Origin of the sequence: Tardiphaga sp. 866_E4_N1_4 (assembly GCF_052076075.1) — a bacterium.
GTDB lineage: Bacteria > Pseudomonadota > Alphaproteobacteria > Rhizobiales > Xanthobacteraceae > Tardiphaga > Tardiphaga robiniae.
On sequence record NZ_CP197242.1, the window covers coordinates 3125222 to 3145052 of the forward strand.

18 protein-coding genes are annotated in these 19831 nt (G+C 62.3%); 12 read left to right on the forward strand and 6 right to left on the reverse strand.

Annotation, left to right across the window (positions count from 1 at the left end; all coding sequences use genetic code 11):
• Positions 1-101 precede the first annotated feature (101 nt).
• The 9 genes from AB8B20_RS15275 to AB8B20_RS15315 all read left to right on the forward strand — a co-directional run bounded on the left by AB8B20_RS15275 (position 102) and on the right by AB8B20_RS15315 (position 12384).
• On the forward strand, positions 102-2291 hold the full coding sequence (locus tag AB8B20_RS15275; RefSeq protein WP_439074786.1) for a L,D-transpeptidase family protein: 2190 nt from the start codon (positions 102-104) through the stop codon (positions 2289-2291).
• Positions 2292-2576: 285 nt separating this feature from the next.
• Positions 2577-4250, forward strand: a complete 1674-nt coding sequence (locus tag AB8B20_RS15280) for a DUF882 domain-containing protein (RefSeq protein WP_439074785.1) — start codon at positions 2577-2579, stop codon at positions 4248-4250.
• A gap of 361 nt (positions 4251-4611) precedes the next feature.
• Positions 4612-5523 carry a LysR family transcriptional regulator gene (locus tag AB8B20_RS15285; RefSeq protein ID WP_093757137.1) on the forward strand — a complete coding sequence of 304 codons (912 nt, stop codon included), beginning with the start codon at positions 4612-4614 and terminating at the stop codon, positions 5521-5523.
• Between the two features lie 233 nt (positions 5524-5756).
• Positions 5757-6851: an ABC transporter ATP-binding protein gene (locus AB8B20_RS15290; protein WP_439074784.1), complete on the forward strand. Its 1095-nt coding sequence runs from the start codon at positions 5757-5759 to the stop codon at positions 6849-6851.
• Between the two features lie 44 nt (positions 6852-6895).
• Positions 6896-7975, forward strand: coding sequence for an ABC transporter substrate-binding protein (locus AB8B20_RS15295; protein WP_439074783.1), 1080 nt, complete (start codon positions 6896-6898; stop codon positions 7973-7975).
• Between the two features lie 3 nt (positions 7976-7978).
• Positions 7979-8899, forward strand: a complete 921-nt coding sequence (locus tag AB8B20_RS15300) for an ABC transporter permease (protein WP_116663210.1) — start codon at positions 7979-7981, stop codon at positions 8897-8899.
• A gap of 3 nt (positions 8900-8902) precedes the next feature.
• Positions 8903-9697 carry an ABC transporter permease gene (locus tag AB8B20_RS15305; RefSeq protein WP_439074782.1) on the forward strand — a complete coding sequence of 265 codons (795 nt, stop codon included), beginning with the start codon at positions 8903-8905 and terminating at the stop codon, positions 9695-9697.
• 16 nt (positions 9698-9713) lie between these two features.
• Entirely contained in the window at positions 9714-11315 is a 1602-nt protein-coding gene (locus tag AB8B20_RS15310; protein WP_439074781.1) for an amidohydrolase, read from the forward strand.
• A 61-nt stretch (positions 11316-11376) separates the two neighbouring features.
• Positions 11377-12384 (forward strand): dimethylarginine dimethylaminohydrolase family protein, encoded by a 1008-nt coding sequence (locus AB8B20_RS15315; RefSeq protein WP_439074780.1) that lies wholly within the window; start codon positions 11377-11379, stop codon positions 12382-12384.
• A 251-nt stretch (positions 12385-12635) separates the two neighbouring features.
• On the opposite strand, the gene AB8B20_RS15320 is transcribed toward AB8B20_RS15315, so the two are convergent.
• On the reverse strand, positions 12636-12911 hold the full coding sequence (locus tag AB8B20_RS15320) for a DUF2312 domain-containing protein (RefSeq protein ID WP_068728829.1): 276 nt from the start codon (positions 12909-12911) through the stop codon (positions 12636-12638).
• A 187-nt stretch (positions 12912-13098) separates the two neighbouring features.
• Positions 13099-13401 carry a DUF1244 domain-containing protein gene (locus AB8B20_RS15325; protein WP_089265876.1) on the reverse strand — a complete coding sequence of 101 codons (303 nt, stop codon included), beginning with the start codon at positions 13399-13401 and terminating at the stop codon, positions 13099-13101.
• Positions 13402-13578: 177 nt separating this feature from the next.
• Between AB8B20_RS15325 and AB8B20_RS15330 the strand changes: the two genes are divergently transcribed.
• Positions 13579-14187 (forward strand): DUF1036 domain-containing protein, encoded by a 609-nt coding sequence (locus AB8B20_RS15330; RefSeq protein WP_093757145.1) that lies wholly within the window; start codon positions 13579-13581, stop codon positions 14185-14187.
• Positions 14184-15617: a pyruvate kinase gene (gene pyk, locus AB8B20_RS15335; protein ID WP_439074779.1), complete on the forward strand. Its 1434-nt coding sequence runs from the start codon at positions 14184-14186 to the stop codon at positions 15615-15617. Before AB8B20_RS15330 ends, pyk begins: the two co-directional genes overlap by 4 nt.
• A 32-nt stretch (positions 15618-15649) precedes the next feature.
• On the opposite strand, the gene AB8B20_RS15340 is transcribed toward pyk, so the two are convergent.
• The 4 genes from AB8B20_RS15340 to AB8B20_RS15355 form a co-directional block, all read right to left on the reverse strand.
• Positions 15650-16822, reverse strand: coding sequence for an IS481 family transposase (locus AB8B20_RS15340; RefSeq protein ID WP_439072339.1), 1173 nt, complete (start codon positions 16820-16822; stop codon positions 15650-15652).
• 247 nt (positions 16823-17069) lie between these two features.
• On the reverse strand, positions 17070-17495 hold the full coding sequence (locus AB8B20_RS15345; RefSeq protein ID WP_120287142.1) for an OsmC family protein: 426 nt from the start codon (positions 17493-17495) through the stop codon (positions 17070-17072).
• A 42-nt stretch (positions 17496-17537) separates the two neighbouring features.
• The gene (locus AB8B20_RS15350) at positions 17538-18500 is read right to left on the reverse strand and encodes an alpha/beta fold hydrolase (protein WP_439074778.1); all 963 of its coding nucleotides are present in this window, start codon (positions 18498-18500) and stop codon (positions 17538-17540) included.
• A gap of 74 nt (positions 18501-18574) precedes the next feature.
• Positions 18575-19297, reverse strand: coding sequence for a DUF3750 domain-containing protein (locus tag AB8B20_RS15355; protein WP_439074777.1), 723 nt, complete (start codon positions 19295-19297; stop codon positions 18575-18577).
• 201 nt (positions 19298-19498) lie between these two features.
• On the opposite strand from AB8B20_RS15355, the gene AB8B20_RS15360 reads away from it, so the two are divergent.
• Positions 19499-19681 (forward strand): hypothetical protein, encoded by a 183-nt coding sequence (locus tag AB8B20_RS15360; protein ID WP_068728843.1) that lies wholly within the window; start codon positions 19499-19501, stop codon positions 19679-19681.
• Positions 19682-19831 lie beyond the last annotated feature (150 nt).

Here is a 19831-nt window from a genome sequence, read left to right on the forward strand (position 1 = left end):
CGGAGCGAGCAGGCAAAACAGCGCGACTGCTTCAACCGAAGCTGATGATGTCAGACTAGAACTGTTCCATGCCGGAACAGCTCACCTAACGAGGTGCGAGAATGCGAGACTATTCCAAGGGCCGCTCGGGATTCGACCGCGTGCTGATGGCCGTGGCCGCGACATTCCTGACGGTTTCCGCTGGCGCCGCAGCTGCTGCCCAGAGCGCAGCGCCCCGCGACAGTGTCTCCGAACTCGCCATCGATGCGGCGGTGCCACGCCCCGAACCCGCCAATGTTGCCCCGCCGACCGCTGCCGACTTCAAGGCCGAAGCTCTGAAGGCCGACACCACGGCGTCCGTGCCCGATGCGACCAAGGCGTCCGAGAAGACCATCGGTTCGGTCTCGACCGATACGCCAAAGGCAACCGAGGCCGCGCAAGCGCCTGCGGATGTGAAGCCGAGCGAGGCTGTAACCGGACCCGCCGCTGCGACACCGCCGGCCGCGACTGCTGTGGCACCTCCTGCGCCCGCAGCCGAGCCGCCGAAGGATGTCGCCAAGGACATAGCCAAGCCCGCGACCACCGTTGCGTCCAGCGATCAGCCCGTCGCCGAGAAACTGCGCGATATGTTCGGCGCCAAGGCCACGCGCTATTTCGACCGCAAGGGCGAGCGCGCCGCGGTCGAGAAGTTCTACACCGCACGTGACTTCGCGCCGATCTGGACGCAGGCTGGCGCAACGACCCCTGCCGCCAAGGGCGTCATTGCGCGCCTCAAGGACGCCGCATCTGACGGCCTCGACGCCGCCGACTATCCGGTGCCGGATTTCACCACGGCCAATACGCCCGACGCGCTCGCCGAGGCGGAGCTGAAGCTCACCGCCAGCATGCTCGACTATGCCCGCCAGGCACAGAGCGGCCGCATGCACTGGTCGCAGGTGACCGGCGACATCATGTATCCGGAGCATCCGACCGATCCGGCGGAAGTGCTCGCCAATATCTCGACGGCGAAGAACGCTTCGGCAGCCCTCGACGCCTACAACCCGCCGCACAAGGGCTATCAGGAGCTGAAGAAGAAGCTCGCTGAACTGCGCGGCGAAACCGCAACGCCGGTACAGCCGGTCGGCGAGGGCCCGGCTCTGCGTTTCGCCAAGGCCACGAAGAAAAATCCGAACCCGACCGTGATGGACGACACGCGCGTGCCGTTGCTGCGCGCGCGCCTCAATGTCGAGAGTCCGGCCGAGACCAAATACGACGCTGCCGTCGCCGAAGCCGTTCGCAAGTATCAGGCAAGCAACGATCTGAAGGCCACCGGCGTACTGGACGAGGCGACCGTGCGCGCGATGAATTCGCCGAAGCGCGATCGCCACATCGATACGGTGCTGGTCAACATGGAGCGTTGGCGCTGGCTGCCACGCCAGCTCGGCGCGTCCGCAGTCGGCAATGCCTATGTGATGCTGAACATCCCGGACTATACGCTGAAAGTGATGCAGAACGGCGCGCAGGTCTGGACCACACGCGTCGTCGTCGGCAAGCCGGGCAATCACGCCACGCCGCTGATGACCGAGACGATGAAGTACATCACGGTCAACCCGACCTGGAACGTGCCGCCCTCGATCATCTACAACGAATACCTGCCCGCTCTGCAGCAGGACCCGACGGTGCTTGACCGCATGGGCCTGAAGCTGACGCGCAATTCCGACGGCAGCATCCACATTGCGCAGCCGCCCGGTGAAGCCAACGCGCTGGGCCGCATCCGCTTCAACTTCCCGAACAAGTTCCTCGTCTATCAGCACGATACACCGGACAAGAACCTGTTCGGCCGCGACGAGCGCGCTTTCAGCCACGGCTGCATGCGCGTGCAGAATCCGGATCAGTATGCCGCGACGCTGCTGAACATCACGATGCCGAACGAGCACTACACGCCGGAGAAGGTTCGCGGCATGTATGGCCGCAGCGAGATCGACCTGAAATTCCCGACGCCGATCCCGGTGAACATCACGTACCAGACAGCCTTCGTCGATGACGCTGGCAAGCTGCAGCTGCGCAAGGACATCTACGGCCGTGACGCGCAGATGATGCAGTTGCTCCGCGGCGGCAAGAACAAGGATCTGGAACAGGTCGTCGCCCGGGCCCAGCCTAGCTATTCGCGCCCGCGCGCGGATATCCCGCAAGGCGTGGCTTTCAACGACAACGGCTCGCGCATGGCCAGCAATGGCGGCCTGTCCTTCTTCGAGCGCTTGTTCGGCGGCGGTGCCCCGGCACCTCAACCGGTGGCACCCGGCCAGAAGCCGCGCCGTACGGTGACCCGCTAAAAGGCACGTTGACCCTCAAGATTCTAATGATCTATCAAGGGCTTCACCTTCCGGTGGAGCCCTTTTTACGTTTCGCCCTTTATCCAGATTAACCATCGTCCATCTGGAACCCGGCAGCGGGCTATTTTTCGCCATACTCAATGGGTTAAGTTTAATGGCTGGCTGAAAAGCCCGCTTGGGGGGATGGGTTGTAAATCTCGGTTAACCCTCCCGTTTTAAGAGTACGTTCACTCTCTGTCGCCGCATGGGGTAGCGAGAGAGTTGTCGACTTGGGTGGGTTCATACGTGCTGAGCGGTTTCGCACGCAAAACGAGATTGCGAACATCGCGCGCTGGCTTTCATGCCGGCCTCGCGTCAGTTCTTCTGATGGCAGGCGCCAGCTCCGTCCATAACGCCACCGCTCTCGACGAAACCCGCACCCTCTCGTTCCACCACACCCATTCAGGCGAAGACCTCACCGTCACGTTCAAGCGCAACGGCCGCTATGACGACGACGCGATGAAGAAGATCAACTACTTCCTCCGCGACTGGCGCAGCCAGGACCAAACCAACATGGATCGTCGCCTGTTCGACATCCTCTGGGAGGTCTACCGCGACGTCGACGGCAAGGCGCCGATCCAGATTATCTCCGCCTATCGCTCCCCCGCCACCAACGCCATGCTCCGACGCCGCTCGTCCGGCGTCGCTCGCGCCAGCCAGCATATGCTCGGCCACGCGATGGACTTCTTCATTCCCGGCGTGGCGTTGGAAAAGATCCGCTTTGCCGGTTTGCGCCTGCAGCGCGGCGGCGTCGGCTTCTATCCGACTTCCGGCTCGCCTTTCGTACATCTCGACACCGGCAGCATCCGTCACTGGCCGCGCATGACGCATGACCAGCTGGCGCGCGTCTTCCCCGACGGCCGCACCGTGCATCTCCCCACCGACGGCCGTCCATTGGCTGGCTATCAGCTGGCGATGGCTGAGATCGAGAAGCGCGGCGATGGCGACAGTGCAGCTTTTGCCAAGAGCAAGCCGGGCCTGTTCGCCTCGCTGTTCCGTGGTGGCAAGTCGAATGACGACGAAGACGAGAGCGCAGCAGCCGCGATCGCGCCCGCCAAGCCGTCTCCTGTCGGCATGATGGCCGCCGCGATGCCTGCGAAACCGGTCGACACGAAGCAGGCCGAAACGAAGCTCGCTGAAACGAAGCTGGCTGAGGCGAAGTCTTCGGACCCCGTTCCGATGCCGCGCTCCAAGCCGGCCGCAGCGGCAACCTATCAGCTCGCATCGGCTGACACCGAGACCGTTCCGGTACCGCGCCCGAAGGCACCGATTCCGGCGCCCGCGGCCAAGGCCGACAACCGGCCGCAGACGCCGGCCGATATTATCAATGCCCGCGGCTTCTGGGATGATATGCCGGCGCCGAAACAGGCCACGCCGCAGCAGGTCGCCGCGATCACCGCGCGCCAGGCCTTGGCTAATGTGGTCGATCCGCAGCCGGCCGCCACCGAGTCCAGCTTCGCCAAGGCCATGGCCTATGCGCCGCCGGCCAACTCGCCGGTTGACCGCGCCAATGTCGTCGCCGCCAGCGCGCCGATCCCACGCAGCATGCGTCCGGCCTCCGTGGCCAAGAACCCGATGGCGGTGAATAACATCACGACCGTCGTCGCGAAGGGCGCTCAAGGCCAGAACAGCACCGTCACCGTAGCGACCCGCCTGACCGCAGCAGTCATTCCCGACAACCATGTCTGGATGCGCGCAATGATCCTCGCGCCGAGCGCCACCACGTCGATGTCAGCCTCAGTGATGGGCGACGGCGACATGACCATCCTGCGCGCACACTTCGTCAAGCCGCAGGCGGTGGTGGCGATGACTTTCTCGGATGATCCGCAGCTCGGTCTGGTCTGCGACCGCTTCACCGGCTCGGCAACGGCCTCGCTTGCGACGACAGCATTTGTGATGCGCACGGCGTCGCTGCGCTGAGGCCCGGCAGGGATTTCAACTTCAAACTGGCTGGCCCTTTCCCCGCGCTGTAGAGCTGCGCGAGGAAAAGACACGTTGGCGTCACCACGATCTCGACGCGCCTGTTGCGCTGACGTCCGTCTGGATGGTCGTGCGCATTAACGTCCGGAAACCTAGCAGAGCACTTGCGACTCGATTGGCGTGAAGCTCTTCGCGCGGTCATACGGATTCCAGAGCGCGGCAGCTGCCGTGTCGCTTCCATGTCGTCCACGCAGTTTCCACTTTGCCGGGACGCCTGCCGCGTTATGATGTTGTGGCCCAAGTGGCCCGCACTGGCTGGTCGCGCAACCTCCTGCCAAACCTGTCGAGAGATCGCTGTTCGATGCGCCTTCCTCCCCTCAACGCGTTGAGAGCCTTTGACGCCTTTGCGCGGACGGGCAGTGTCAAGGCGGCCAGCGAGGAGCTTGCCGTCAGTCCGACGGTCGTTTCTCGACATCTGCGAAATCTGCAGCTCGATCTCGATGTCATCCTGGTCGAGCCGCGGGGCCGTGGTTTGCTGCTGACAGCCGCGGGCGACGCGTTTCACACCCAGATCCGGCGCGCATTCGACATCATGCGCCAGGCCAATGACGACATCCGCCCGGCCTTCCGTCGCAGCCTGACGCTGTGGTGTATTCCAGGCATCGCCCAACAGCGCCTGCTCGCCGGGCTGCCGCAATTGCAGAGCCGTCTCGGCAATTGTGAGATCATCCTGCAGCCGACACTGGCGCGCCCGGATCTGCTGCGCTGCGAGGCCGATGCCGAAGTGATCTGCATCAACGGCCTCGAAGTCCACCCTGACGTCCGAACCGAATTGATCGCGCATCCACTCGTTCACGCCGTGGCAAGTCCGGCATTCCTCGCCCGTTTTCCCGATGTAAAGGACGCCGAGGATTTCCTGAGGCTGCCACTGATCCATGAGGCCTCAACTCTCTATTGGGAGCAGTGGCTGGAATATTGCGGCGTGACGGATCTGCCGATGCTACGCGGCCCGCGGCTCTGGCATGGGCATCTCACCATCGAAGCGGCGCGTCTGGGACAAGGCGTGGCGCTGGCCAATACGCTCCTGGTTGAACATGATCTGGCATCCGGCAGGCTGATCGATCTCAGTCCTCGCCCGGTCAGACTCGGCGGCTACTATTTTCTCGCAACCGCCAAGCGATGGGGCGATGCCGACCTCGTCGTGTTGCGCCGCTGGCTCAAGGAGACGCTGCAGAACGGCGCCCCGACCAGCATATCAGATGCCGCCGAGTAGGCGATCGATTCAAGCGTTTGAATATTATGAGGGCAGCGACTGCCTCATAAATTCGCTTCTACGCTATCATTCAAAAAAACTACGCATGGCATGCAATTTAGTCGATTGTTGCCACGAACGCCGTCGGCCACACTTTTGTGAGCAAAAAGGTCCGTGAGCGCGACTGTATCGATAGGCGCTCGATCTGGGGAGCGTATGTCATACTGGACATGGTCACAAACTCGTCGCCCGCGATGACTGTTGCTCCCATCGGTCACGACCTGAACGTTGAGGGCATCACCAAGCGCTATGGCGACTTCACGGCACTCGACAACGTGTCGCTCACGGTCAAGCGCGGTGAATTCCTGACGCTGCTGGGCCCCTCGGGCTCGGGCAAGACCACACTTCTGATGTCGATCGCCGGATTCGTGCAGCCCGATCGCGGCGATATCCAATTGGATCGGCACAGCATCGTCCACCTGCCGCCGGAACAGCGCAATTTCGGCATGGTGTTTCAGGGCTACGCTCTGTTTCCCCACATGACCATCTTCGACAACGTCGCTTTTCCGCTGCAGGTGCGAAAGCGGCCAAGCGCCGAGATCAAGGCGAAGGTCAATGAGGCGCTCGATCTGGTGCAGCTTGCGCAGCGCGCCGGCCGCTATCCGCGCGAACTGTCAGGCGGACAGCAGCAGCGCGTGGCCCTCGCCCGCGCCATGGTGTTTACGCCGCATCTGCTGCTGCTCGACGAGCCTTTAAGCGCGCTCGACAAGAATCTGCGTGGCGACATGCAGGATGAGTTGAAGCGTCTGCACAAGCGGATCGGTCTCACCTTCATATACGTCACACACGACCAGGATGAAGCGCTATCGATGTCCGATCGGATCGCAGTGATGCGGGATGGCAAGATCGTGCAGCAGGGTTCGCCAAGCGAGCTCTATGACCGGCCGGCGACGACCTTTGTCGCCAACTTTCTGGGTCGGAGCAATTTCCTTCGCGGCACGGTCGAGACGCATGTGCCCGGCGGCTTCGTGGTCGCACATCGCGGCACGCGGTTCACTCAGGCGACCGCAGGTGGCGAGAACCCGCCGCTGGGACGGGACGTGATCGTCGCATTGCGGCCCGAGAAAATCGCGATCTCGGACGGCGCTCCCATACCTGGCAACAGCGTCAAGGGCACGTTGTCCGAATGGAATTATTTCGGCCCGCAATGCCGGCTCGTGATCGATACGTCGGAATTCGGCGCCGTCAACGTTGTGATCCCGACCGGGATGTGGCGCTCGCCCGCAACCGGCCAGCCGGTGACGATCGGATGGAATGCCGATGCCGGGACGCTCGTCGCAGACAACTGATTTTCCCGATCGCATGCAACCCATCAACCCAATGAGACAGGCCCATGACCAGACGCAGAATGCCTCTCGATAAGACGCCCTTCGCTCTCTCGCGCCGCCAGTTGCTCAAGGCCGGTGCCGCGTTGATCGCCACACCGGCGGTGCTGACATCCCACCACGCGCGCGCTCAAGCGCGCAAGGAAGTCGTACTGGTGAATTTTGGCGGCATCGCCATGAAGGCCTTCGATGAGGCCTATGTGCAAACGTTCGCCGCCGAGGGCGGCCGCATCGTGCTCGATGGCAGCGGCGCGCTCAACGGCAAAATCGTCACCATGGTGCAGTCAGGTAACGTCACCTGGGATGTCTGCGACGGTGGCGTCACGACACTGGCTGAACTCAATCCGCGCAAGGCGCTTGAAAAGATCGACTACAGCATCGTCGACAAGTCCAAGGTGCCACCCGAATTCGCCTATGAGAATGGCGTAGTGAACTACATGTTTTCCTCGGTGATGGCCTGGGATACCGCAAAGATCAAAGAGACGCCGACGCTCGCCGACTTCTTTGACCTGAAGAAATATCCGGGCCGCCGCATGATGCGCAAGGAGTCGCAGGCGATGCTCGAAATGTGCCTGATCGCCGACGGCGTGCCGCTGGACAAGCTCTATCCGCTCGATACCAAGCGCGCCTTTGCCAAACTCGCCACCATCAAGAAAGAGGTGCTGTACTGGAACAGCGGCGCCGAGAGCCAGAGCCTGATGCGGGATGGTGAGTGCGTAATGGGTCTGCTGTGGCATACCCGTGCCAACGTGCTGCAGACCGAAACCAAGGGCCGGATCGCCTATACCTTCAAGGACGGATTGCTGCAGCCGGGCCTCTGGGTGGTTCCGAAGGGCAATCCGGCTGGAGCCGAAGCCTTTCGTGCCATCGCTTCCATGCAGAAGCCAGAGGGGCAGGTGAAGCTGCTCGCTGCCATGGGCAACGGCCCCTCCAACCCGGCAGCACAGAGTCTGGTGCCACCCGACCTGCGTAGCAAGAATCCGGCAGATCCGGACAATGTCGCGATGCAGGCCAAGATCAACGCCGAGTGGTACATCGAAAACCACTCGAAGACGTTCCAGAGCTTCCTCGACTTCATCTCGTCCTGAGCCATGCGAGCATTGCTGTCGCGCTTTGTAACGATCGACGAGGGCCCGGCGGTGGAGACCGCCGACGCCCCGCGACCGCTATTGGCGCGCCGGCTGCGCGGCGATGCGCGCTACTGGCTGCTGATGGCTCCGGCGTTGCTGCTGATGCTGCTGTTCTATCTCTACCCGATCGGCCGCGTGTTCTGGATCAGCCTCACCGAACCGGCTCCCGGGCTCGATAATTTTGCGCTTCTGGCGACCAGTGCCTCGATCCAGAAGATGCTGATGACGACAGCTCGGATCAGCATCCTGACCACGCTCATTACCTTGCTGCTGAGCTATCTGGTTGCTTATGCGCTGGTGCATGCCGGCGAACAGGCCAGGCGCTGGATGTTTCTCGGCGTGATCGTGCCGCTCTGGATCTCGGTGCTGGTGCGCGCATTCGCCTGGTTCATCCTGCTGCGCCGCGAAGGCCTGATCAACAACGTCCTGATCGCGAGTGGCCTGATCGAGCATCCGCTCAGCCTGATCTGGAACGAGACCGGCGTGATCATCGGCATGGTGCACTACATGCTGCCGTTCGGCATCCTGCCGATCTACTCCAACATGCGCGACATCGATCAGCGTTGCATCTCCGCCGCCCGCGGCCTCGGCGCGACCCGTGGCATGGCGTTCCGCCGGGTGTTCCTCCCGCTATCCATGCCGGGCGTGATTGGCGCGGGCCTACTCGTCTTCATGTTTTCGCTCGGCTTCTTCGTCACGCCGGCGCTGCTCGGCGGCGGCAAGACGTTGATGATCGCCGAATATATCAAGGTGCAGATCATGGAGGTGGTGCGCTGGGGTGTCGGCACCATGCTGGCGGTGACGCTGCTGGTGGTGATCGGCGTATTGCTTGCGGTACTTGGCCGCCTTGTCGATCTGCGCAAGCTATTTGGATCGGTATAGGCCGTGTCAGCGTCGGACTCCTCCAACATCTCGATCATGACGCGCTCGATGGCCTGGGCAGTGATCTGCTTTCTTGTGCTGCCGGTCACCATTGTCTTTGCCGTCTCGCTAACGGACCGGCCCTACCTGTCGTTGCCCCACGAAGGCCTGTCGCTGCAATACTATCGCAGCCTGCTAACCAGTCCGGCGTGGCTCGCAAGCATCGGGCACAGCCTGATGATTGCGGTGGCTTCGACGTTGCTTTCGGGTGTCGCCGGTACTCTCTGCGCCATCGGTTGTTGGCGAATCAGCAACCGCGCCAGCAACGCGGTACGCACGCTGATGCTCGTGCCGATCATCGTGCCCACGGTCGTGTATGCGCTGGGCATCTATCAATTCTGGGTCGACCTCAAACTGATCGATTCCTATGTCGGCGTGATCATCGCTCACGCTGTGACCGGGCTCCCTTACATGGTGATCACGGTCTCGACCGCGCTGGCGGGCTTCGATCCGAAGCTGGAACAGGCGGCGCTAAGCCTTGGCGCCAGCATGAGCCAGACGCTGCGCATGGTGATCATTCCCAACATCCTGCCCGGCATTATCTCCGGAGCGATCTTCGCCTTCATCCATAGCTGGGATGAATTGGTCATCGTGCTGTTTGTCGCCGGCCGCAAGGTCTTCACGCTGCCGCAGCGGATGTGGGACGGCATCAACGAAAGCCTGGATCCGACCATCGCCGCGCTGGCGTCGGTGCTGGTGCTGACCACCGTCGTCCTGCTGGTTATCGATATCGTCATCCGTGCACGACGCACGCCATAACGGGGAAACAACAACCATGCCCGAGCACAGGAATTTCACACCCGACAAGACGCTGGCGATCGACTGGGTCGACGACCATGCCGCGCGCCTGTCGCAGGATCATATGACGATCTGGAATTTCCACGAACCGTCGTGGCGCGAATACAAATCGGCAGCATGGTACGTCGAGCGACTGAAGGCGGAAGGCTTCGCGGTCGAGACGGGCTCGGGCGACATGCCCACCGCCTTCGTCGCGGAGTGGTCGAACGGCGACGGCCCGACGATCGGCGGCTATGCCGAATATGATGCGATCCCTGGCACATCGCAGGCGCCGGTACCGCGGCGCCAGCCGCGCGAGGGAGTGAGCCGTCATGCGGCCGGGCACACTGATCCGCATTCCGCGCTCGGCCTCGGCTCCTTCGCCGGCTTTCTGGCCGCCAAGCACGTGATGCAAACGCGCGGCATCAAGGGGCGGCTGAAATTTTTCGGCGAGCCCGCGGAGAAGATGTGCGGCTCCAAGCCGATCCATGCTGCGAAAGGCTATTACGACGATCTCGACGCGGCGATCAGCTTTCATCCGCATTCATTTCCCCGCCTTGCCAATAGTTGTTTCTGGGATACCCACAGCGCACCGTATTGGAGCCGGATCTACACGTTCGAATGCAATTCTCCAGAAACCTGGCAGAACGCAGGCGCCATCGCCGGCGTGGCGCATAGCCATTCGGCAGCCCGCGCGCCCGGCGCAATCGATGCCGTGTGCCTGATGTACACGTCCAGCAAATACATGAAGGAAGCGATGCTGCCGCATCACGGCAGCTGGAGCCTGAACGAGTTCATCCTGCATGCCGGGCAGGCCGCCGCGGATAATCTCGCACCCGGCCTTGGTCAAATTCAGTATTCGTTGCGCGCGCCGACCCTTGATATGTGCCGGCGCGTCTTCGAAGTGCTCGATCGCAACGCGGAACATTGTGCGGCAATGACTCACTGCAAGGTCACGGGGAGCTGGATTACCCGCACCAGGGCTGGCCTTCCCAATCACGCCATGGCCGAGGTGACCTGGCGCAATTTCGAGGCGATCGGCGCACCGCAATGGAGCGATGAAGCGCGCGCGTTCGGCCGCGAGATTCAAACGAGTCTTGGCGTGGCGCCGATGGAAGATCCGTTCGCACCGGAGATCCAGCATCTGACCGCACCATGGGATGGCGAGAAGGCCTTCCGCGAACAACTGCCATCCTGGCAGACCAATCTCGCCGCCGACGATTATGTGGACTACACGTGGCACGCGCCGACCGTACGGCTCTATGTGGGACGTCCGACGCTGCGCGCGCCGGACCCCGGCTATCGCTATCCCGACTGGACCCGCCACGCGATGGGCGGCGTGCCCGTCTGCATCGATCCCATGTGGCTCACCGCCAGCAAGGTGATAGCAACCACCATTCTCGACCTACTCACCGATGGCGTGTCGCTAGACAAGGCGCAGGCCGAATTTCGCGAACGCACCGGCGGCGGGATCGGCGGCTCGCGATGGGTCGCACCTCTGCTACCGCGCGAATTTGCACCACCCGTGCATTACCGCTGGCCCGAATATGTCAGCACCGTACGCGGCGAAGAATGGACCATTCCCACCGCTGCACCGTGACATCTGCATTCAGCCGCGCAACGCCCCTCCTCTTCAACATCCCGCTTCAAAGAGACCATCCATGTCGATCATCTCCGAACCTGAATATCGCTACAATATGCTCATCAAGACCTTCGCATCGCAGGCCGAGCCAGCCTTCGAGGCGGAGTCGCAGCAGGTCGGCGTGTGGGGCCGCCGCTGGGGCTGCAATAACGATGTTGGCCGGCTACGCATGGTGCTGATGCATCGGCCGGGTCCGGAGTTGAATATCGTCGACCCCGCCAAGCGGCTTCCCGACATCGGCGCGTTTGGCGATCCGGCGCAGGGCTGGTATTGGCGCGGCGATACGGTCCCCGATCTCACCGCGCTGCAAGCACAGCATGACGCGCTCGCCGCCGCCCTGCGCGACGAAGGTGTCGAGGTCGTCTATGTCGACAGGTGCGCGCCGGGCAAGATGAAGACCGTCTACACGCGCGACAGCGTCATCGCCGTCGATGGCGGCGCCATCGTCACGCGCCTCGGCCCTCCAATCCGCCGCGGCGAGGAATTGCCGGTGACCCGCACCCTCGCCAATCTGGGCATGCCGATCCTGCGCACAATCTCCGGGACCGGGCTGCTCGAAGGCGGCAGCTTCGCCTTTATCACGCCAAAGGTCGCCGTGGTCGGACTGTCGAGCCGCGTCGATGAGGAAGGTGCGCGCCAACTTGAGGACGTGCTGCGCGCGCAGGGCATCGAACTCCTGCGCGTTCATCTCACCGGCTACCGTCTGCATATCGACGGCATGTTCGTGATGATCGACCGCGACACCGCGTTCCTGAATCCGACGCTGCTGCCGTTCTGGTTCCTGGAGAAGCTGAAGGAGTTGAAGATCCGCCAGATCGAAGTATGCCCGGACGATCAGAACTGGGTCATCAATTGTCTCGCCGTGCGCCCTGGACACGTGATCGCGCCCGAAGGGATTTCACCGCGAACCATGGACAAATTCGCCGAAGCAGGCATTACCACGCGCGTCGTCCCCTACGACAAGGTCGCACTTGGCGGCGGCGGCATCCACTGTTCAACCTCGCCGCTGATCCGCGATCCGCTGTGAATGCGGCACAACAATGCCTGGATGGCCATCTCGAACGTCGTGATGGCCACGGCACCATGGTATCGAGGCGCGAGCGCCGCTCATGCGCAAGCATGGAGCACGTTCGCGGAGCTAATGATGCATGTACCACCTGCAACAGGCGCCACCTGCGAAAGCAGGTGAGCCGGCACGCGGCAGTCTCGATGGACGTGGAACGCCACTGATGACTGCTTCCCGCTTGGGGGGCAGTTGATGAAACGCGGCTCGACGCCTTACAGCATTCCCAAGGCCTGCAGATAGGTCTCGAGGATCGTCTCCTGCTCGGCGCGCTCGTTGGCGTCCTGCTTGCGCATGCGGATGATGGTGCGCAGCGCCTTCACGTCGTAGCCGTTGCCCTTGGCTTCGCCATAGACGTCCTTGATGTCGTCGGAGATCGTCTTCTTTTCTTCTTCAAGGCGCTCGATACGCTCGACGATAGCCTTGAGCTGATCCTTGGCGAAAGAATGTGTCGCCTGATCGTCCAGCACGGACGCAGCAGAGGTGGCCATCGAAAACTCCTGGTGAACTGATGTTGCTTTAAGCGGATATGGGGTGGGTTTAGTGCGCAGCGTTATGCGCGCATTAATCTTAAGGAAATGACACTCAAGACCAAGGCGCCTTGCGTCAAGGCGCCTTCGCGGTCATCCACAGCGCCCCCACAGCTTTGATTTCATGCCTCAAAAAGACAAGAAATCGTCAGTGCCCGCTGTGCACTTTCTTCATGGCCTCAATTTGTTCGGGTTTGGCCTCGGCCTGATGCAGCGATTTCCAGGTCTCGTAAGGCATGCCGTAAATCGCTTCGCGGCTCTCATCCTTGGTCATCGCCACGCCCTTGGCGTCGGCAGCGTCCTTCAGCCAGTTTGACAGGCAGTTCCGACAGAAGCCGGCCAGATTCATCAGGTCGATATTCTGCACATCGGTGCGACCGCGCAAATGGTCAACCAGCCGGCGAAAGGCGGCGGCCTCAAGTTCGGTCTGGATCTTGTCGTCAATCGCCATGAATGGTCTCGCTGTTGCACCCGATACCGGCCTGTCGTCTTCATGTAACATGGGCGCTGTCACAGATTTTGCCATATCACAACGCAAACCGCCTGGCGGGACAGAATTGGTTCCGCGCCCGTTGACAGGCCCGCCGGGTCAAGCGAAATCGTCAACGAATTGAGATAGCTTCGCCGCATGACCGCAAGAGATTCCCATTCCCGCCCCTTTCGACGCGTCCCCCTCGCCGGCCTGTTGCCGGTGCTGGCGCTGGCCCTGTCGTGCCTGTGGGCGAGCCCCGCGGCGGCTGATTTCCGGCTGTGCAACAACACCTCGAGCCGGGTCGGGATCGCGCTGGGCTACAAGGATGCCGAAGGCTGGACCACCGAGGGCTGGTGGAACGTCTCATCGCGAGCCTGCGAAACCTTGCTGCGCGGAACCCTGGTTGCGCGGTATTATTATATCTACGCACTCGATTACGACCGGGGTGGTGAGTGGTCGGGTCAGGCCTTCATGTGCTCCCGCGACAAGGAATTCACCATCAAGGGCACCGAAAACTGCCTCGCACGCGGCTTTGACCGGACCGGCTTCTTCGAGGTCGACACCGGCGAACAGCGCGCCTGGACGGTGCAACTGACCGAGACCAACGAACAACCGCCGAAGCTGCCGGGCATTCCGGGGCCGACCGGACCGCCTCCGGGCGCACCCGGCGCGGGCTTCCCCGGTCTGCCCAACACGCCAGGTGGCGCGCCCCCGGGCGGGTCAACGACCCTGCCGCCATCAGTACCGCCGGGAGGCAAACAATGAGACGTCAACGCCGCATCAAGATTCTGGCCACGCTCGGCCCCGCCTCCTCGGACAGCGCGATGATCCGCAAGCTGTTCGAGGCTGGTGCCGACGTGTTCCGCATCAATATGAGCCACACGCCGCATGACAAGATGCGCGAGCTGGTGAAGACCATCCGCAATGTCGAGAGCAGCTACGGCCGCCCGATCGGCATTCTGGTCGATCTGCAGGGCCCGAAGCTGCGCGTCGGCGCCTTTGCCGAAGGCGGTGTGCAGCTCAAGAACGGCGAGAGCTTCGTGCTGGATTCCGATCCTGCCCCCGGCGACGCCACCCGCGTGCACCTGCCACATCCGGAAATTCTCGCTGCACTTCGCCCGGGCCATGCGCTGCTGATCGACGACGGCAAGCTGCGGCTGATTGCCGAGGAGACATCGAACGACCGCGCGGTGACGCGCGTGGTGGTCGGCGGCCGCATCTCCGACCGCAAGGGCGTCAGCCTGCCCGATACCGACCTGCCGGTGTCGGCCATGACGCCGAAGGACCGCCTGGATCTGGAAGCCGCACTCCAGACCGGCATCGACTGGATAGCCCTGTCCTTCGTGCAGCGCGCCGAGGACGTGCATGAAGCCAAGCGGCTGGTGCGCGGCCGCGCATCCATCATGTCGAAGATCGAGAAGCCGCAGGCGATCGACCGTCTCGATTCCATTCTGGAAGCGTCCGACGCGCTGATGGTGGCGCGCGGCGATCTCGGCGTCGAACTGCCGCTGGAACGGGTACCAAGTCTACAAAAGCGCATGACGCGCATGGCGCGCCGCGCCGGCAAACCCGTCGTCGTCGCCACGCAGATGCTGGAGTCGATGATCCAGAGCCCGATACCGACCCGCGCCGAAGTCTCCGACGTCGCGACGGCCATCTATGAAGGCGCAGATGCCGTTATGCTGTCGGCCGAATCCGCCGCCGGCAAATTCCCGGTCGAAGCCGTCTCGACGATGAACCGCATCGGCGAGGAAGTAGAGCGCGATCCGACCTATCGCACCGTACTGATGGCCCAGCGCCCCGAGCCCGAGCCGACCGCCGGTGACGCCATTGCGGACGCCGCACGACAGATCGCCGAAACGCTGGATCTATCTGCGATCATTTGCTGGACCAGCTCAGGATCCACCGCCGTCCGCGTCGCTCGTGAACGGCCGAAACCGCCAGTGGTAGCGATCACGCCGAACCTCGCCGCCGGTCGCAAGCTGTCGGTCGTGTGGGGCGTACACTGTGTGGTGGCGGAGGATGCGAAGGACCTCGACGACATGGTCGATCGCGCCGGACGCATCGCCTTCCGTGACGGCTTCGCCAAAGCCGGCCAGCGCATTATCATCGTGGCTGGCGTACCGCTCGGCACACCAGGTGCGACCAACATGGTCCGCATCGCTTATGTCGGGCCAAACGACGCGGATATGTAGTTCACTTGCTTAACCTCTCCCCGCGCTTTTGTTCAGTCGGGAGACATGGTTGACACCTGTTCGGAGACATCACTGACACTTTTTGTGCCAGTCAAGTCGATTTCTGCGACTTTCCGGCTGCCGAAGAAAATCCCGTAGTGGCCGTCGCTGTCCAAGGGGCGGATTGCCAGCCGTTCGCCGCGAAAGGCTTTTGGTACGCGCCATCGCCGGCCCTTGAAGTCGATGCGCGGATTGACTGAGACGCGGCGCACGATGTCATTGCTGGCATATTCGACCTCGACGATTTTGTCGGGCATCGGCCGCGTGCTGGGTTTGTAACGGGTAGCGGGAACGTCCATGCCGAGTGCTTCGTGGGGGCGTTGCAGATTGTAGACGGTGCGCCATGTATCGAAAGCGCGCTGTAGTTCGGCAAAGTCGCGGAACCGGCGTGCCGCGAATACTTCGGCCTTGAGGGAACGGTGGAAGCGTTCGTTCTTGCCGCGGCTTTGCGGGTGGAACGGCCTTGCATAGATCGTGTCGACGCCAAGCTTGAGCAACCAGACCCGCAGGGCAGTCCAGCGCGAGCCGCCGCTGTCGCCCCAAGGCGAGCCGTTGTCGACGAAGAACGCGTCCGGCAGACCATAGCGCCGGAAAGTCTGTATCAGCCGCTGCTGCACGGTTGCACTCTGTTCGTTTGCGCAGGCCTGGATGCAAAGTGCATAGCGCGAGTGGTCGTCGATTACGGTGAGCGGATGGCATGCTGCGTTGTTGGCCAGCGGCATGCGCCCTTTGAAATCCATCTGCCATAGCTGGTTGGGCGCCTCCTTCTCGAAGCGCTGCAGCGGCTGTGTTGCGCCGCCCGGCGGCAGGATAATGCGGCCGTTGCGGTGCAGGATCTCATGCACGGTGGAGATCGCCGGCGGTGTCATCCCGTCACGCTGCAGGCAGTACGCAATCTTGCGCGCGCCCCAGGCCGGATGGGCATCGCGCACCGCAAGCACCAGCGTCTCGATTGCCATATTGCTGCGTCGTGGGCTGACAAGCGGTCGCCGCGACCGATCGGCCAGTTCCGCATCGCCGGCCTCGACCCGCGCCAGCCATTTGTAGCCGGTCTGCGGGCTGATCCCGAACCGCCGACACAGTTCTCGCCGATTGACGCCCTCCTGCATTGCCAAAAGGGCAAACTCCCGCCGTTGATCCATTGCCGACACCTCGCGCCATGGCATGGAAACCTCCTGAAAAGGAGGACTCCAGCCAATCTGAATGTGTCAACTATGTCTCCGAACACCTGTCAGCGATCTGTCCGGACTGAACAGCTTTGCGGGGAGAGGTCGCCGCGTCTAGCGGCGGGTGAGGGGCATCGCACAAAGCCCACCATACGCACTTCACTCACCGATCGAAGAGCCCCTCACCCCACCTCTCCCCGCAAGAGCGGGGCGAGGGAGTGCGCGGCAGGTGCCAAGACCCTGAGAACTACACCAGTGTCGCGTCGAGCGTGATTTCTGCGTTCAGCACCTTCGACACCGGGCAGCCGGCCTTTGCCATGGCGGTGAGTTCGTCGAACTTCGCCTTGTCGGCGCCGGGAATAGAGGCCGAGAGCGTGAGGTGCACTTTGGTAATGGCGAAGCCATCACCCTGCTTCTCCAGCGTCACGTCGGCCTTCGTCTCCATATTGTCAGCCTTGAAACCGGCTTCGCCAAGGATCAGAGACAGCGCCATTGTGAAGCAGGCGGCATGGGCGGCGCCGATCAGCTCTTCAGGATTGGAGCCCGGCTTGCCTTCGAAGCGGCTGGCGAAACCGTAGGGATAGTCGGCGAGCGCGCCGCTCTTGGTGGAAATCGATCCCTTGCCGTCCTTGATGCCACCCTGCCATTTGGCCGAACCGAAAGTCGTGGTCATGCAATTCTCCTCAATTTGGTTTGAAGTCGATCGAACGGGAGGTTAGCGCAAGGCGGCCTTCGGTTTTGTGTCAGCGGCCGAGATCATGCCCTCGATCTCCCCCATGATAAGATCAGGTGCAGCGTTTTGCACCATATGACCAACGTTCGGCAGCACGATTAGTTTGGCGCCCGGCACGGTTTTCGCGAAATGACGCGAATGAATCTCCGGCGATACGATGGTGTCGGCAGAGCCTGCGATCACGACGGTCGGAGCTTTGATATCGGCATAGCGCGATGCCTGCGCCATGACGGCAGATTTCAACGTTACCAGATCCCAGGCATTGGCGAGGAAGTTGCGCGGCCGCAGTACAAGTTGCGTCGCGGTCTGCGCGATATAGCCTTCCGGCATCGGCTGCGGCGCAAACACTGCGCGTCCGCCCATATCCGTCAGGAAATAGCCAAGCGGCAGCGTAATCGTATAGGCCAGCAGCTTGCCGATCACCGGAGTGGTGACGACCTCGTTATAGATGCCAACGCCACCGGGCCAGGGATGAGTGACACCCGCCAGCATGACCAGTCCTGCGAAACGCTGCGGATAGTCTAGCGCCATCAGCGCGCCGAGTGCGCCGGCAAGCGAATGCACCACAACGATCGCCTGATCGACGCCGAGTTTTTCAAGCGCTTCGTCGATCATCCTCGCCTGCATCGCCGGAGAAGAGTTCGACAAATCGTCACGCGTGCTCCAGCCAAAGCCGGGACGGTCGATCAGGATAACGCGGTGTTTTTCTGCCAGCATATTGCCGAGCGGCAGCCGCATGGTTTCCATATTCGACGTGGCGCCGTGGATGAAGACAATCGGCGGGCCGGATGCATCGCGCGGTCCGATCTGCACCACATGCAGACGGCCATCCGTGACGTCGACAAGCTCACCCGTTGGCGGATATTTACGCTCGAATACCAGCACGCCGACCTGGGTGGCCACTGCCAGCACGCATAGCACGGCCACCACAGTGACTGATATCATCGCCGATATCCGGGGAATTTTGTGCACGGTTCAGCTACGCGACGGTACCCTGAGGGTTTCGCGCCGCGCGCCATTTACGCACTGACGCCAAGACGACCAATGCCCGGCAGTTTGATCGCGGGCCGGCGGATGTCGAGGCCGAATACGGCACCGAGCAGATTGAGCTCGACCCCTTCGACCCAGCCTGCGGTGACACCGAGATAGCCGCCCAGCGTGGCGCGCACGCCGGTCCCGGAGGGTGTCCAGCCAAAGGCATTGCCGGCATAGGGAAAATCCTTGCCGATGGCGGTGGGCGGCAATGCCACCCGCAATTCCGGCACGGCGGCCAGAACGGCCGCGACGAATGTGTTGGAGTTCGGCCCCGGCCAGGCCCGATAGTCGCCGTAGGAGCGCCAGGAATAGCCAGCGATCGCCGCCTGAATCTTCGGGATCATCGCCGTGGCCGCGTCACCATCGGCGGATGCGATGGCGCTCGGCACATCGCCGAACCAGCGGCCGTCAGCGGCAAAACCATTCAGGCGGATCGGCTCGCCCCACGCCGTATAATCGTAGCGGGTATAACGCAACGCGCCCTTTTCCTTGAATACGATCCAGCTATGGACCGCAAAAATACCGCGCCAGCGCACCGTCCGCGCCGCAAAGACGCGTACCAGCGCCTCGGGATGCGCGGCGGGCGGTGGCAACAGGCCGGCGCTGGAACGATCCGCGCTCTGCCAATCTACCGAGCGATCACCCATCCAGTATCTGGCTGCCGACACAACGATGGGAACGACGAGAAGCGCGAGCAGCACAATCACAAATTTTCTCACTGAGGAAAGGCCCGTGGCGGGAAACAATGTTGTGGATATGGGGGGCGTTTGGCGGCTTTGCCACGGTGATCGCGACGAGCGGCCTGCAAGGACTGTCCACGCTATCCACAGGAACGCATTCGTTCCCGCCCGGTTATCGCCACGATCAGGCGGCGGACTGACGCCATGATCTGAACCGGAGACAGTTCCATGACGGCCCGCCCAACCGATGCTGTGATCGACGAAATCATTTCTACCTGCAATGGCGACTTGCGCGGCGCGCTCAAGGCTTTGCTGATGGTCAACGAGCAACTGGAAGCGGAATTGCAGCAACTCTATGCCGCTTCACCCCAGTTCGGTGCTATCCGGCCCGGCAATAACGTTCTGCACTAAATCGACGGACGTACCTATTCTGGATCGTCTTTGTCTTCCACTTTCGGACATTGTGGAATGGTGGAACGTGCGCGCGTCTTGAACTCGTGCCACTGCGCCCCACGTAGTCGCAACTTTGGTTAATCCGGAGCTGCCGCATCGTCGAAAGAC